We start from the raw sequence: 14,876 nt of genomic DNA, 5'->3' as shown, positions 1-14,876 counted from the left end.
GGTGAAATTGTGAATTTAAAAACAAATGTCCATGCATTACGAGGAGAAATTGCTGTGCCAGGTGATAAGTCCATTTCTCACCGTGCCGTTATGTTTGGAGCATTGGCGAACGGAACGACACGGGTGACAAACTTTTTAACAGGGGAAGATTGTTTAAGCACCATCGATTGTTTTCGGAAAATGGGTGTAGCCATTACGCAACAAGGAAATGAAGTGATCATTGAAGGAAAAGGAATCGACGGCTTAAAAGAACCTACACATATATTAAACGTCGGCAACTCAGGTACAACGACACGTTTATTGTTAGGGATTTTAGCTGCTTGTCCGTTTCATGCTTGTTTAATTGGGGATGATTCGATTGCTAAACGGCCGATGGATCGTGTCACAAAACCGTTAAAACAAATGGGCGCACACATCGATGGAAGAGAACAAGGACGATATACACCGTTAGCGATACGTGGCGGACAACTCCAGCCCATCACATATCATTCCCCAGTTGCAAGCGCGCAAGTGAAATCGGCCATTTTGCTTGCAGGGTTGCATGCGGACGGAACGACGACAGTAATCGAACCACACCAATCGCGCGATCATACTGAGCGAATGTTGCGGGCATTTGGTGCAGAGGTGTGTGTGGACGGATTGAGCGTTTCTATTACAGGACGGCAAACGCTTCGCGCGATCGATATAGAAGTGCCGGGAGATATTTCTTCAGCCGCTTTCTTTTTAGTCGCGGGTGCGATCGTTCCAAACAGCGAAATTACGCTAAAGCATGTCGGAATAAACCCGACGCGCACAGGGATTATTGATGTGTTGAAAAATATGGGAGCGGACATTTCCGTTGAAAATGTTCGCCACGAAGAAAGCGAACCGGTAGCTGACATTACTGTTCGCACCTCGACGTTAAAGGCAACGCATATTGGTGGTGACATCATTCCTCGATTAATTGATGAAATTCCAATCATTGCTCTTTTGGCGACGCAAGCAGAAGGAACGACAGTCATTACAGATGCGAGCGAGTTGAAAGTGAAAGAGACAGATCGAATTGCGACGGTCGTGTCTGAATTGCGAAAGCTTGGCGCACACATTGAAGCGACAGAAGACGGAATGATTATTCATGGGAAAACGCCGCTACATGCGAACGATGTCCTCGTCGATAGTTATGGCGACCATCGCATCGGCATGATGTTAGCGATCGCATCGTGCATCACAAAAGGACATGTTACTCTTCAACGTCCGGAAGCGATTGCGGTGTCGTATCCGACGTTTTTTGACCATCTCCGCATGTTACAAAGCTGATTCGATCATGGATCAGCTTCTTTTTTTGCATGCTTATTTGTTCGATGGTATGATAAAGCGTGACGATATGAATGATAAGGGTGAGATTGATGGGAAAACTAGATGAAATCGTGCAACTTGTTGAACAAGGTGACGTTGAACGTGCGTTAGCGCTTGTGGAGCAAGTGAAACAAAACGGAAGCGATGAAGAGCGATATATGCTAGCGGATCACTTGTTTTCATGGGGGTTTTTAGAAGAAGCAGAAGCGCTCGTTCACATGTTGCTTGCGCGCTATCCAGATGAACGTGAATTGCAACTTTTTTTAGCAGAAATATATACAGAAATGGATAAAGAGGAAGAAGCGCTTGAGTTGTTGATTGATATAGAAGAAGACGATCCGTATTACGTGCGCGCATGCTTGTTAATGGCGGATCTTTATCAAATGCAAGGATTAGATGAAGTAAGTGAACAAAAACTATTAAAAGCGTACGAAAAAATGCCAAACGAACCACTTGTTCAATTTGCGTTAGCTGAGCTATATTTTACGAGCGGACAATATCAAAAAAGCTTGCCGTATTATGAGCAAGTCATGAAGCAAACAAAAACGATGGCAGGCACAGTGCTCGCTCAACGTATGGCGGAAGCCTATAGTTTGCTAGGTGAATTTGAACAAGCGATGGTTTATTATGAACAAGCATTAAATGAACGTTTCGATGCTCACACGTTATTCCAATACGGATTTACGGCATATCAAGCGGAAGCATATAAAACAGCGATTGCCAAACTAAGTGAGTTAAAGGCGCTTGATCGCGAATACGTGCCGCTTTATTTATTTTTAGCAAAATCGTATGAACAAGAAGGAGATATACAACAAAGTTACGAAATAGCAAAAGAAGGGTTAACCATTGATGAATGGAATAAAGAATTGCTTGTATATGCTGGAAAAATTGCGTTGAAGCTCGGGAAGCGAGAAGAAGCGATCGAGTATATCGAACAAGCGCTTCATATCGATCCGGGCTATTTAGAAGCGTTGTTCATCCAGACAAGCTTGTTGTTTCATGAAGAAAGGTACGAAGATGTCGTTCGTATCATTCAACAAGCGCTCGATCAAGGGGAATACGATCCGCAATTTGAGTGGGAGCTTGCGAAAGCGAAGCAAAAGCTTGAAATGTATGATCAGGCATTAAATCATTATGAAGAGGCATATACTTTTTTTAAAGATGACCCAAACTTTTTATATGATTTTGGCTATTTTTTATTTGAGGAGGGGAGAAGAGAAAAGGCGAAAGACATATTTGAACAACTATTGCGTATTGATCCGACAAACGAAGAGATTGCCCATATGATGTTGCAATTTGAATGAAGATGTCATTCGGATGCAAGGGGGGAAGGGAATGGTTTCTGTCCGGGAGAAAAAAGAGTTCGTACGCTGGTTTTTAAATAATTACCAATTAAAACGGCGCGAATGTGTATGGATTTTAAACTATTTACTTAGCCATGATGCGCTAATGGAAAAAGTGCATTTTGTAGAACATGCTGAATATTGCCCGCGCGGCATGATGATGTCGACGCATTGTGTCGACGACGTACCGTTTCGGTTTTATAAGCAAAACGTCATTACGACGGATGCAGAAAAATCGTTTCATGACATTCGTTTAAACCGCGATGAAGATATTTTCATTCAACTAAACTTTCGCGGTGCTTTTCATTCGCCACAATATGTGGCGGTGCTTGAAGAAAATCCGTACATGCCAAAACGGGTGAATAAACAAGATGAACAACTGGTGGAAACAATCGTTCATCAATCGATTCAACATTTCCAACGGCAAAAAATTATGCGATTAATTGACGAGGCGCTTGATCAGCAAGATGAACAAAAATTTCGCGAGCTGACTGAACAATTAAAAGCGTTGCGTTAACCTTGTGGTTTCGCAACGCTTTTTATGATGTGTATATTTGTCACAAAATGTTCAAAAAAATACATACACATTTCGTGTAAGATGGAAACATAAGGAGTGATTTGAATGAAATGGACAGCAAAAGATGTGGACATGTATCATCAAGCAAAAGAGTATGTTGATACAGCGCTCGTTCCGTGCATACCGATAGGAAGCACAAACATGAAAGCGTTTGCTGAAATGAGCGAGCATACGTTGTTTATTACAAATGAAGTAGAACGACAGTTTAAAGGGAGGGTGATGTTATTTCCACCATTGACATATTTCGTGCAAGAACAAATACAAGCGCGCGTGCATGAATGGACAAACGTGCTTAAACAAGCGGGATTTCAACATGTATGTTTTGTCACTTCACATGCAGACATCGCAGATGAGTCGTTTATTTATGTGCCAGCGCTTCCACTTGAACATGCAGATGAAGCATATAAGCAAAAAGTTGTTCGTCAACAAGTGGAACAAGTGATGGATGCGTTAGTCACAAAATGGACGTTAAAAAATTAGATAGCGTTTACACTATCATTATATTGACCTTGGTGGAAACATGATATATCATTAGGTTGTCCTAGTTTTATATATGTGTTATAACAATTCGTCCGGATGGACTTAACTTCGCATAGAGGGGGGAAAACGATGAGCGAGAAAAAGCATCGCGTGTCAAGACGGCAATTTTTAAACTACACGTTAACAGGTGTAGGTGGATTTATGGCAGCTGGCATTTTATCACCGATGGTGCGCTTTGCCTTAGATCCAATCTTGAAAGAAGAAGCTGGGCAAGATATGGTTGCAGTTGCCCAAGTGAAAGACATCACGACAGAGCCACAGCGCTTTGACTTTAAAGTAAAAGTAAAAGACGCGTGGTACGAATCAGAAGAGCCAAGATCGGCTTGGGTATTTAAAGATGAAAAAGGGGATATCGTTGCGCTATCACCAATTTGTAAACATCTTGGCTGTACGGTGAACTGGAACGGTGAAAAAAGCAATCCGAACCGTTTCTTCTGTCCTTGTCACTACGGTTTATATGAAAAGGACGGAACGAACGTGCCAAACACGCCACCACCAGCTCCATTAGACCGTTACGAATACGAAGTAAAAGATGGCACGTTGTATTTAGGGAAAGCGAAACCACGAGGGGAGGCGTAATACATGCTTAATAAGATTTATGATTGGGTTGACGAACGGCTAGATATTACGCCTTTGTGGCGGGATATCGCAGACCATGAAGTGCCAGAGCACGTAAACCCTGCGCATCACTTTTCTGCGTTTGTTTACTGCTTTGGTGGATTAACATTTTTCGTGACAGTCATTCAAATTTTATCTGGTATGTTTTTAACGATGTATTACGTACCAGATATTAAAAACGCTTGGGAATCTGTTTATTACTTACAAAACGAAGTAGCATTTGGACAAATTGTGCGCGGCATGCATCACTGGGGAGCAAGTCTCGTTATTGTGATGATGTTTTTACATACGTTGCGCGTATTTTTCCAAGGTGCTTACAAAAAGCCACGTGAATTAAACTGGATCGTTGGCGTACTTATTTTTATGGTCATGATGGGGCTTGGTTTCACAGGCTACTTATTACCTTGGGATATGAAAGCGCTCTTTGCGACAAAAGTAGGATTGCAAATTGCTGAAGCGACACCAGTCATCGGTCCAGCGATTAAAACGTTATTAGCAGGTCATCACGAAATCGTTGGGGCACAAACGTTAACGCGCTTCTTTGCGATTCACGTCTTCTTCTTGCCTGGAGCGTTATTAGGATTAATGGCTGCACACTTCTTAATGATTCGAAAACAAGGAATTTCTGGTCCACTGTAAAATTTAGCATAAGGGAGGGAACGCTATGCATCGCGGAAAAGGGATGAAATTTGTCGGCGATTCGCGCGTACCTGCAATGCGCAAGCCGAACATTCCGAAAGACTATTCCGAATATCCGGGGAAAACAGAGGCGTTTTGGCCGAACTTTTTATTAAAAGAATGGATGGTCGGCTCCGTCTTTTTAATCGGCTTTTTATGTTTAACCGTTGCGCATCCGTCGCCGCTTGAGCGAATTGCGGATCCGACAGATACAAGTTATATTCCGCTTCCAGACTGGTACTTCTTATTCTTATACCAACTATTGAAGTACTCGTTTGCATCTGGTCCATATACAGTTGTTGGAGCGATTATTATTCCTGGACTTGCATTTGGTGCGTTATTGCTTGCACCGTTTTTAGATCGTGGTCCAGAGCGTCGTCCATCAAAACGTCCAGTTGCTGTCGGAATGATGTTGCTTACGCTCGCGGCAATCATTTTCTTAACATGGGAATCTGTCGTCACGCACGACTGGGAAGCAGCGGCTGAACAAGGAAAAATTCGTGCGGAAGTAGACATTGACAAAAATGCAGAAGGATATAAAATTTTAGAAGCAAATACATGTTTAACATGTCACGGTGAAAACTTGCAAGGAGGTCCAGCGGCACCATCGCTCGTTGGCACAGGATTATCTCCAGAAGAAATTGCTAACATCGCGAAAAATGGTCAAGGTGGCATGCCAGGCGGTATTTTCAAAGGCACAGATGAAGAATTGCAAAAACTTGCAGAGTTTGTCGCTGGTTTAAAAGCAGAATAGTTTGTAAAAGCTGACTGAACATCAGTCAGCTTTTTTGTACATATGGGAGGTCAATATATGTTACACATACGTACTTTGTTAATGCATCGTTCGTTTCTTATGCTTTTGTTGATCGTGAATGTCATTGGAACGATTTACGGTTACATATGGTACGGGCCACAATTGTCGGAAACGCCAACGATCTTTCTTCCGTTTGTTCCAGATAGTCCGACAGCGAGTTTATTTTTCGTATTTGTTTTAATGGCATGGCTTCGTCACACGCATTGGCCGTTTATGGAAGCATTAGCCGTTGTGACACTTGTGAAATATGGCATTTGGGCGGTTGTGATGAATATGCTTGTATTTGTTGTGACTGGACAGCTCGGCTTTGCAGGGTGGATGCTTGTTATATCGCACGGAGCGATGGCGGTACAAGCGTTGTTGTATGCTCCGCACTATCGCATGTCGTTCGTTCATGTTGTTGTCGCAGCGATTTGGACATTGCATAACGACGTCATCGATTACGTGTTTGGCATGATGCCACAATATCACATGTTAGCGCAATATACGTTACAAATCGGCTACTTTACGTTTTGGCTCAGCATTGCTTCTATTGCCGTTGCGTACATTTTTTCACATCGGCGATAAATCATGGTCTATGTCTCTTTTTGCGGTCATATATTCAATAGTAAGATCGTAAGGAGGGACAAGGGGATGCGCATTCGACTCGTCGTGATGTTTATCATCATTTATTTATTTCCGTATACAGTATATGCAACCGGTCATGAATGGGACAAACTAGATCAAATTTCTGACGAAGCGCTTCAGCTAACAAAAAACGACCGTTTGCAAGAAGCAAAGCAGTTATTAGAATACTTTGAACAACAATTCACATTGTTTCGTGAAGATATTCATTCGATGGATGTTATATATGTGTTAACAGCTACACACGAAGAAGCGTTGAAAGCGGTCACAGCATCGAGTGTACCGATGGAACAACGAATTAACCAATTGACACAATTTCGGCTTGCGGTCGATGCTGTTCACGCTAAACATCAACCGCTTTGGAAAGAAATGAAAAATGCTGTCATGTCCGCGTTTGACAAGATGAAACAAGCGATGGAGCGAGAAGACGAACAATCGTTTCAAGAAGCGTTTCATCAATTTTTACAACAATATCAACTCATTGAACCGAGCGTGAAAATTAACGCCGATCGTGAACAAGTACAACGTGTATCTGCCCATATTTCTCTTTTGGAAGCGCCTGCTTTTCGTCAATTGCATGCAACGGAGCGAATGAAAGAGCTGCGGCAAATGGAAGAAGATTTACAAGCGTTGTTTGCGGATGGAAAAAAGGAAACGGCACTTCCTTCACTTTGGTGGGTGATGACGTCGATCGGTGGTATGATCGTGATGACGTTAACGTATGTAGGGTGGCGGAAATACCGTGGTGAAAAAGAGCGAAAAATGGTAAGGGATAAACAATAAAAGCGTCCAACATCGGACGCTTTTATTCATGTAGCGGTTGTTTATTTTCATCTAACGTAAATCCTTCACCGTGCACATCATGCACATCGCTAATCGCAACGAACGCATACGGATCAACGGACGTGATGATCGCTTTTAAACGGGATAATTCGTTTTTCGCTACGACGCAATATAAAACATCTCGTTCACGTTTTGTGTAAGAGCCGATTCCTTTTAAAATCGTAACCCCTCGTTCCATTTCTGTCATAATTTTTTCGGAAATTAAGTCGCTTTTTTCAGAAATAATGGTTGCCCCTTTTGCTGCGTATGCTCCTTCTTGTAAAAAGTCGATGACGCGCGCACCGACAAACACCGCAACGAGCGTATACATCCCTTCACGATAAGGTAAATACGTAAGCAACGAGAGAAAAATGACGCACGAGTCAAATAGAAACATCGTTTTTCCCATACTAATGCCTTTATATTTATAAACGAGCCGAGCGATAATATCGACACCGCCTGTTGTTCCTCCATAGCGGAAAATAATACCGAGACCGACCCCGATAAAAACACCAGCAAACAAAGCAGCTAATGTGAGGTCGTTATTTAACGGAATGTGAAATCCGTATCGTTGAAAAATCCAAAGAAAGACAGATAAACTAACCGTTCCGAGAATCGTATAAAAAAACGTCGTCCGTCCGAGCAATTTCCACCCGATAAAAAAGAGAGGAATATTTAATACTAAGTTCGAAATCGAAGGATCAATCCCAAACAAAAAGTATAAAAGAAGGGTAATCCCTGTAAACCCGCCTTCTGCTAATTTATTTTCCATATTGAAATGGACAAGTCCAAACGCAAAAATAGCCGAGCCTAGTAAAATAAATGCTACATTTTTCAGCTTCATCAACTTCACCCCTTGAATATGACTGCGTTTTTTATTATAGAGGAATGTGATCATACCCGTCAAAAACATTTGTCAAACGTCCCACTTTTAGCTAACATGAATGTAAGAGGTGAAAGTCATGGAAAAAACGATGCGACAACTGCAACGAGAAGTGGACGAATACATTGGACAGTTTAAAGAAGGATATTTTAGCCCGCTAGCGATGCTCGCCCGTTTAACGGAAGAATTGGGGGAACTCGCTCGTGAAGTCAACCATTATTATGGAGAAAAACCAAAAAAGAAAACGGAGCAAGAAAAAACGATTCAAGAAGAACTAGGCGATTTATTGTTTGTCCTTATATGCATGGCGAATTCGTTACATATCGATTTACAAGAAGCACATGATGCGGTCATGCATAAATTTCAAACGCGAGATCGCGATCGTTGGACAAGAAAGGAAGAGGAACGATGATTCGAATTGTCATTGCTGGACCACGTGGACGAATGGGACGAGAAGCTGTTTCCCTCGTTCATCATACAGAACATTTTGAACTTGTGGCGGTTGTAGACCGAATGAACGAAGGAAAAACGTTAGCGGAACTTGACGGCTTTCCTGCGATAGAAGCGCCAATTTTTACAGATTTAGAACGGTGCTTGCAAACGGTACAAGCCGATGTGCTCATTGATTTGACAACGCCGGAAGTGGGAAAACGTCATACAGAAATAGCATTGCGTTATGGCGTTCGACCTGTTGTTGGCACGACAGGATTTACAGAAGATGATTTAGCACGTTTAACAAAAATAGCGGAAGAGAAAAAAATAGGTGCGATTATTGCGCCAAACTTTGCGATCGGTGCCATTTTAATGATGAAATTTGCGCAAATGGCGGCCAAATATTTTCCTCACGTAGAAATCATTGAACTTCATCACGATCAAAAGCTTGATGCTCCATCCGGTACAGCGTTAAAAACAGCTCAGCTCATTCAGCAAGTACGCTCTTCGTTTATGCAAGGGCATCATGCGGAAAAAGAGACGATCGAAGGTGCTCGCGGTGCATTATATGATGGCATGCGCATTCATAGCGTTCGCTTGCCGGGGCTTGTGGCGCATCAAGAAGTCATTTTTGGTGGCGATGGACAGACGCTCACCATTCGTCATGATTCGTTTAACCGCGCATCGTTTATGTCAGGCGTTCGCTTTTCTGTTGAAACGGTGATGAAGCTAGAAACGCTCGTATATGGATTAGAGCATTTAATTGAATAAGGAGGCGAGGACATTGAAAATCGCATTAATTGCGCACGATAAGAAAAAAGAAGATATGGTACAATTTGCGACGGCATATCAACACATTTTAGCTGAACATGAGTTATATGCAACAGGTACGACAGGATTGCGCATTCAAGAAGCGACGGGTCTTTCTGTCCATCGCTTTCAATCTGGCCCGCTTGGCGGCGATCAACAAATAGGTGCGATGATCGCAAATAATGATATGGATATGGTGATTTTTTTTCGCGATCCATTGACTGCCCAACCGCATGAGCCGGATGTGAGCGCGCTCATTCGCCTTTGTGACGTGTATGCCATTCCGCTAGCGACGAACATGGGAACAGCAGAGGTGCTCATACACGGCTTAGAGCGTGGCGATTTTGCATGGCGAAATATTGTGAAGCGAGGAAAAGAATGATGCATATGTTAGCGTTTGGCGCTCATCCAGATGATGTAGAAATCGGAATGGGCGGAACGATTGCGAAATACGCTCAACAAGGGTATGACATCGGCATATGCGATTTGACGCTAGCGGAACTTTCATCGAACGGAACGATACATACTCGGCAACAAGAGGCGAAGCGGGCAGCCGACATTCTCGGCGTTCGCACGCGTATACAGCTACAACTTCCTGATCGTGGATTAACGATCCAAAAAGAGCATATTGATCCGATCGTGACTGTCATTCGTACGTATCGGCCGCGCATCGTATTTGCACCATATTGGGAAGATCGCCATCCCGATCATGGGCAATGTGCGAAGTTGGTGGAAGAAGCGGTGTTTTCAGCCGCTATTCGCCGTTACGGAGAACTTCCTCCTCATCGTGTGCAAGCGGTTTATTTTTATATGATTAACGGCTTTCATCGTCCTCAGTTTGTTATTGATATTAGCGATACGATCGACAAAAAATTGGCGAGCTTACGGGCGTACGAAAGTCAGTTTGAACGAATGAGCGGTTCAGTTGACACGCCGTTAACAAACGGCTATATTGAAACCGTTGAAAGCCGCGAGCGATTGTTCGGAAAAGAAGTAGGTGTTTCGTTTGCGGAAGGATTTATTTCGAAAAAACCACTTATACTTGCACATGATTTGTTAGGGGAAGAACGATGAAACTGAAAATAGGAATTGTTTGCTATCCGTCGGTTGGCGGCTCTGGAGTCGTTGCGACGGAATTAGGAAAAATGCTTGCCGAACGCGGTCATGATATTCATTTTATTTCTTCAAGCATTCCGTTTCGGCTAAATAAAGTGTATCCAAACATTTATTATCATGAAGTAACAGTCAATCAGTATTCTGTATTTCAATATCCGCCATACGATTTAGCGTTGGCGAGTAAAATCGCGGAAGTGGCAAAGCGGGAGCAGCTAGATATTATTCATGCACATTACGCTGTTCCGCACGCCCTTTGCGCCTTTTTAGCAAAGCAAATGGTCGGCGACCATTTAAAAATTGTGACGACGCTACACGGGACAGATATTACCGTTCTTGGATACGACCCGTCATTAAGCGACTTAATTAAATTTGGTATCGAACGATCAGATGTGGTAACGGCGGTATCGAATGCGTTAGCCATTCAAACGTATGAGCTACTTGACGTACAAAAGCCTATTCAAACGGTGTACAACTTCGTTGATGAACGTGTATACAGCAAACAGCGAAATGATGAACTTCGTCGTCAATACGGCATCGCCCCGCATGAAAAAGTGGTCATTCACGTATCGAATTTTCGCAAAGTGAAGCGGGTATGCGATGTCGTTCGCACGTTTGCGCTCGTCGTGAAACAAGTCCCGGCGAAATTGCTTCTTGTCGGTGATGGACCGGAAATGACGGTCGTTTGTCGCCTTGTAAAAGAATTAAAACTATGCGACCACGTTCGCTTTTTAGGAAAGCAAGAAAACTTAGCGGAGTTATATTCAATAAGCGATGTAAAATTGTTATTGTCAGAAAAAGAAAGTTTCGGTCTCGTCTTGCTTGAAGCGATGGCATGTCGCGTTCCTTGTGTAGGAACGGCGATTGGCGGCATTCCTGAAGTAATTGAAGATGGAAAAAACGGCTTTTTATGTGCGCTCGGTGATATAAACGAAGCGGCGCATCACACCGTTCGCTTATTGACGGATGAAGCTCTTCGGGAAACGATGGGACAAAAGGCGTATGAAACGGTGTATGAAAAATTTTATTCCGAACGAATTGTGGCACAATATGAACACATTTATTTTCAACTTAAAGGGGATGAATGATGAACGAACAATTTCGACAGGCGCTTTCTGTCATTGAAACATTAAAACGTCACGGGCATGAAGCGTATTTTGTCGGTGGCGCCGTTCGTGACTATATATTGCAAAGACCAATCGGAGATATTGATATTGCGACATCCGCCCATCCGCAAGAAGTGATGGCCATCTTCCCGAAAACCGTTCCTGTTGGTATTGCCCACGGAACAGTGATGGTCATTGAGCGCGGGATTTCATATGAAGTGACGACATTTCGAAAAGAGGGGCGTTACGAAGATTATCGAAGACCGAAAGACGTCACGTTTGTTCGTTCGCTTTATGAAGATTTGCAGCGGCGGGATTTTACGATGAACGCCATTGCGATGAATGAACACGGCGAGATGATCGATCCGTTTGGCGGAATCGAAGCGTTAAAACAACGCATGATCGAAACGGTTGGCGATGCGGCCGAGCGATTTAACGAAGATGCGTTGCGAATGATGCGCGCGCTTCGATTTGTTAGTCAGCTTGGCTTTTCTTTATCGCCAAACACAAAACAAGCGATCATGCAATACGGTCATTTACTGCAACATATTGCAGTTGAGCGCATAGCGGTTGAATTCGAAAAATTGTTGCTCGGCCCGTTTATGTCTAAAGCGATCGAGCTTTTTATCGAAACGAATTTATTTTTGTACTTGCCTGAGCTTGCGACGAAAAAAGGAGAGCTCGCTCAACTAGGGGCTTCTTCACTTGTGCCAGCTCATCGTATTGAAGCGTGGGCTCGATTAGCATCTGTCGCTCATTTTCAAAACCAACAATTGAAAAAATGGAAATTGCCGAACCACCTCATTCGCGACGTGTCGATTTGCTTAAAAGCGCTCGAACATATTCGCTCCTTTGAGGATTGGACAATCGATGCGCTGTATAAGTACGGATCGTACATTCCGCATATCGAGCGCACACGCGCAGCGCTTTATGGTGACGAACCGCATGTGTCTCTGTTAATGAAACAGTGGGAAGCGCTGCCGATTCGCGATCGGAAAGAGCTTGCGATCAACGGTCACGATTTGCTTGCATTATTTGAAAGAAAATCTGGTCCGTGGTTAGCTGAAATGATTGAAAATATGGAGCGTGCCGTGCTGCATCGTCAAGTGGAAAATGAGAAAGAGAAGTTAAAGGAGTGGGCGGTGTGCAATCAGAAACGAGAAAACAACTGCTGAAACTATTTACAGAAGCAGGCGAGTCATTTTTATCGGGACAAAAAATTAGCGAACAGCTCGGTTGCTCACGAACTGCGGTTTGGAAACATATTGAAGACTTAAGAAAAGAAGGATTTGAGGTCGAAGCGGTTCGACGGCTCGGCTATCGTCTAAAACAAATGCCTGACAAACTAAACGCGAATGAATTACAACTTGGTTTAAAAACGAAACGTTTTGGTTGGAACGTATACGATCAAGAAAGCGTGCCGTCAACGCAACAATTAGCCCATCAACTTGCGCACGAAGGTGCCGAAGAAGGAACGATTGTCATTGCCGAGGAACAAACAGCAGGGAGAGGACGTTTAAACCGGTCATGGCATTCACCGAAAGGAACAGGCATTTGGATGAGCATTATTTTACGTCCGTCCGTTCCACCACAACAAGCACCTCAGCTGACGCTTTTAGTTGCTGTTGCGGTTGCCCAAGCGATTCAAGAAGTAACAAATATCGTACCGGACATTAAATGGCCAAACGATGTATTAATCAACGGGAAAAAAGTTGTGGGCATTTTAACAGAATTGCAAGCGGATCCCGATCAAGTGCGAGCGGTCATCGTCGGCATTGGCATGAACGTCAATCAAACACAATTTCCGAGCGATATTGCTTCGATTGCGACGTCGCTTGCGATTGAAACAGGACGAACGTTTCATCGACCGAAAATTGTTCAAACGCTATTACAAAAATTAGAACAGTTATATGAACAATATTTACAACACGGATTTTTACCCATTAAACTGTTATGGGAAGGTTATTCCGTAACGATTGGTCAACAAATTGTAGCGCGTACGCTAAATGGAGCGATTCGCGGTGTTGCACTCGGCATTACAGATTCCGGGACATTAAAAGTACAAACAGAAGACGGAGCGATCCATTACGTCTACTCAGCGGACATTGAGATAAAAAAACAGTAGGGAAATTTCGAAATATTTGTTAAAATGAAAGCGGTTGAAATTGGGCAGTATCTTTGTAAGAACTGCACCACGCACGACGATATGTTTAACATGGTTTCTGCCTTGATCCGATGAAGCGGACGGGGACAGAGGGATGGAGCGAAACAAAAAGTCCTTCTTTCTCGATTTTGGCAGAAAGAAGGCTTTTTTTATCCATTTCCTCTGCATATGAGAGGAGGATGTATATGAAAACAAAATTAGATTTTCTTCGCATGAAAAAAAATCACGAGCCAATCGTTATGCTGACTGCTTACGATTATCCGTCAGCCAAGCTTGCTGAAGCCGCCGGGGTTGATATGATTTTAGTTGGCGACTCGCTCGGCATGGTCGTATTAGGATACGACTCAACGATCCCAGTCACCGTTGAAGAGATGATTCATCATACGAAAGCGGTTCGACGTGGTGCGCCGAATACGTTTATCGTGACAGACATGCCTTTTATGTCCTATAGTACGGTGAACGACGCATTGCAACATGCAAAAGCGATCATGCAACAATCAGGTGCAAATGCTGTAAAAGTCGAAGGAGCAGGCGCAGTATTACAAGTGATTTCTGCTTTAACAGAAATGGGAGTTCCTGTTGTTGCCCATCTTGGCTTAACGCCACAATCGGTCGGCGTATTAGGAGGATATAAAGTGCAAGGAAAAGATGCCGAAAGTGCAAAGCGTCTTTTAGAAGAAGCGAAAGCGTGTGAGCAAGCAGGAGCGATTGCGCTCGTGTTAGAATGTGTGCCGAAACAACTTGGAGAGGCGATCACGAAACAACTAACCATTCCGACGATTGGCATCGGAGCGGGAGTTGGTACTGACGGACAAGTGCTCGTTTATCACGATGTGCTTGGATATGGTGTAGACCGTGTGCCAAAGTTTGTTAAACAATATGCGAACGTTCAACAAACGATGCAACAAGCGCTTGCGGAGTATGTTGCTGACGTCAAAACACGTCAATTCCCGAGCGATGAACAATCATTTACGATGAATGAGCAACAATGGATTGCATTGTATGGAGGGAAATAAG

18 protein-coding genes are annotated in these 14,876 nt (G+C 43.4%); 17 read left to right on the top strand and 1 reads right to left on the bottom strand.

Going from position 1 to position 14,876, the window contains the following annotated elements:
- Nucleotides 1-9 precede the first annotated feature (9 nt).
- The 9 genes from aroA to ypjB all read left to right on the top strand — a co-directional run bounded on the left by aroA (nt 10) and on the right by ypjB (nt 7,312).
- Entirely contained in the window at nt 10-1,296 is a 1,287-nt protein-coding gene (gene aroA, locus EKC99_RS03985) for a 3-phosphoshikimate 1-carboxyvinyltransferase (protein WP_163150636.1), read from the top strand.
- Nucleotides 1,297-1,385: 89 nt separating this feature from the next.
- Entirely contained in the window at nt 1,386-2,639 is a 1,254-nt protein-coding gene (locus EKC99_RS03980; protein ID WP_163150634.1) for a tetratricopeptide repeat protein, read from the top strand.
- 31 nt (nt 2,640-2,670) lie between these two features.
- Nucleotides 2,671-3,195: a ReoY family proteolytic degradation factor gene (locus EKC99_RS03975; protein WP_033383409.1), complete on the top strand. Its 525-nt coding sequence runs from the start codon at nt 2,671-2,673 to the stop codon at nt 3,193-3,195.
- 105 nt (nt 3,196-3,300) lie between these two features.
- A complete protein-coding gene (locus EKC99_RS03970) occupies nt 3,301-3,735 on the top strand; it encodes a YpiF family protein (RefSeq protein ID WP_163150633.1) in 435 nt (144 codons plus the stop codon).
- Between the two features lie 129 nt (nt 3,736-3,864).
- Nucleotides 3,865-4,374 carry a Rieske (2Fe-2S) protein gene (locus EKC99_RS03965; protein WP_009373661.1) on the top strand — a complete coding sequence of 170 codons (510 nt, stop codon included), beginning with the start codon at nt 3,865-3,867 and terminating at the stop codon, nt 4,372-4,374.
- Between the two features lie 3 nt (nt 4,375-4,377).
- Nucleotides 4,378-5,052, top strand: coding sequence for a menaquinol-cytochrome c reductase cytochrome b subunit (qcrB, locus tag EKC99_RS03960; RefSeq protein WP_006319468.1), 675 nt, complete (start codon nt 4,378-4,380; stop codon nt 5,050-5,052).
- Nucleotides 5,053-5,077: 25 nt separating this feature from the next.
- The gene (locus EKC99_RS03955) at nt 5,078-5,845 is read left to right on the top strand and encodes a menaquinol-cytochrome c reductase cytochrome b/c subunit (protein WP_163150631.1); all 768 of its coding nucleotides are present in this window, start codon (nt 5,078-5,080) and stop codon (nt 5,843-5,845) included.
- A gap of 57 nt (nt 5,846-5,902) precedes the next feature.
- Nucleotides 5,903-6,472, top strand: coding sequence for a lipoprotein heptaprenylglyceryl N-acetyltransferase LhaT (lhaT, locus tag EKC99_RS03950; protein WP_163150629.1), 570 nt, complete (start codon nt 5,903-5,905; stop codon nt 6,470-6,472).
- 66 nt (nt 6,473-6,538) lie between these two features.
- Nucleotides 6,539-7,312 carry a sporulation protein YpjB gene (gene ypjB / locus EKC99_RS03945; RefSeq protein ID WP_163150627.1) on the top strand — a complete coding sequence of 258 codons (774 nt, stop codon included), beginning with the start codon at nt 6,539-6,541 and terminating at the stop codon, nt 7,310-7,312.
- Nucleotides 7,313-7,334: 22 nt separating this feature from the next.
- Here ypjB and EKC99_RS03940 read toward each other — a convergent pair whose 3' ends face one another.
- Complete coding sequence (locus EKC99_RS03940; protein ID WP_033383406.1) at nt 7,335-8,195, bottom strand: YitT family protein; 861 nt, start codon at nt 8,193-8,195, stop codon at nt 7,335-7,337.
- Between the two features lie 118 nt (nt 8,196-8,313).
- On the opposite strand from EKC99_RS03940, the gene EKC99_RS03935 reads away from it, so the two are divergent.
- The 8 genes from EKC99_RS03935 (at nt 8,314) to panB (ending at nt 14,875) form a co-directional block, all read left to right on the top strand.
- Entirely contained in the window at nt 8,314-8,646 is a 333-nt protein-coding gene (locus EKC99_RS03935; RefSeq protein WP_009373654.1) for a nucleotide pyrophosphohydrolase, read from the top strand.
- On the top strand, nt 8,643-9,437 hold the full coding sequence (dapB, locus tag EKC99_RS03930) for a 4-hydroxy-tetrahydrodipicolinate reductase (RefSeq protein ID WP_009373653.1): 795 nt from the start codon (nt 8,643-8,645) through the stop codon (nt 9,435-9,437). The genes EKC99_RS03935 and dapB overlap by 4 nt, the downstream gene beginning before the upstream one ends.
- Nucleotides 9,438-9,450: 13 nt before the next feature.
- A complete protein-coding gene (gene mgsA / locus EKC99_RS03925; protein ID WP_009373651.1) occupies nt 9,451-9,858 on the top strand; it encodes a methylglyoxal synthase in 408 nt (135 codons plus the stop codon).
- Nucleotides 9,858-10,550, top strand: coding sequence for a bacillithiol biosynthesis deacetylase BshB1 (gene bshB1 / locus EKC99_RS03920; RefSeq protein ID WP_009373649.1), 693 nt, complete (start codon nt 9,858-9,860; stop codon nt 10,548-10,550). The genes mgsA and bshB1 overlap by 1 nt, the downstream gene beginning before the upstream one ends.
- Complete coding sequence (bshA, locus tag EKC99_RS03915) at nt 10,547-11,677, top strand: N-acetyl-alpha-D-glucosaminyl L-malate synthase BshA (protein WP_009373648.1); 1,131 nt, start codon at nt 10,547-10,549, stop codon at nt 11,675-11,677. Before bshB1 ends, bshA begins: the two co-directional genes overlap by 4 nt.
- Nucleotides 11,677-12,870: a CCA tRNA nucleotidyltransferase gene (locus EKC99_RS03910; RefSeq protein ID WP_163150690.1), complete on the top strand. Its 1,194-nt coding sequence runs from the start codon at nt 11,677-11,679 to the stop codon at nt 12,868-12,870. The genes bshA and EKC99_RS03910 overlap by 1 nt, the downstream gene beginning before the upstream one ends.
- The gene (locus EKC99_RS03905) at nt 12,831-13,820 is read left to right on the top strand and encodes a bifunctional biotin--[acetyl-CoA-carboxylase] synthetase/biotin operon repressor (RefSeq protein WP_019417599.1); all 990 of its coding nucleotides are present in this window, start codon (nt 12,831-12,833) and stop codon (nt 13,818-13,820) included. The genes EKC99_RS03910 and EKC99_RS03905 overlap by 40 nt, the downstream gene beginning before the upstream one ends.
- 224 nt (nt 13,821-14,044) lie before the next feature.
- The gene (gene panB / locus EKC99_RS03900) at nt 14,045-14,875 is read left to right on the top strand and encodes a 3-methyl-2-oxobutanoate hydroxymethyltransferase (RefSeq protein ID WP_009373645.1); all 831 of its coding nucleotides are present in this window, start codon (nt 14,045-14,047) and stop codon (nt 14,873-14,875) included.
- Nucleotide 14,876 lies beyond the last annotated feature (1 nt).

It is taken from the genome of Anoxybacillus sp. MB8 (assembly GCF_011006755.1).
Classification (GTDB): domain Bacteria; phylum Bacillota; class Bacilli; order Bacillales; family Anoxybacillaceae; genus Anoxybacillus; species Anoxybacillus gonensis.
This window is presented reverse-complemented; position numbering and strand designations above follow the sequence as displayed.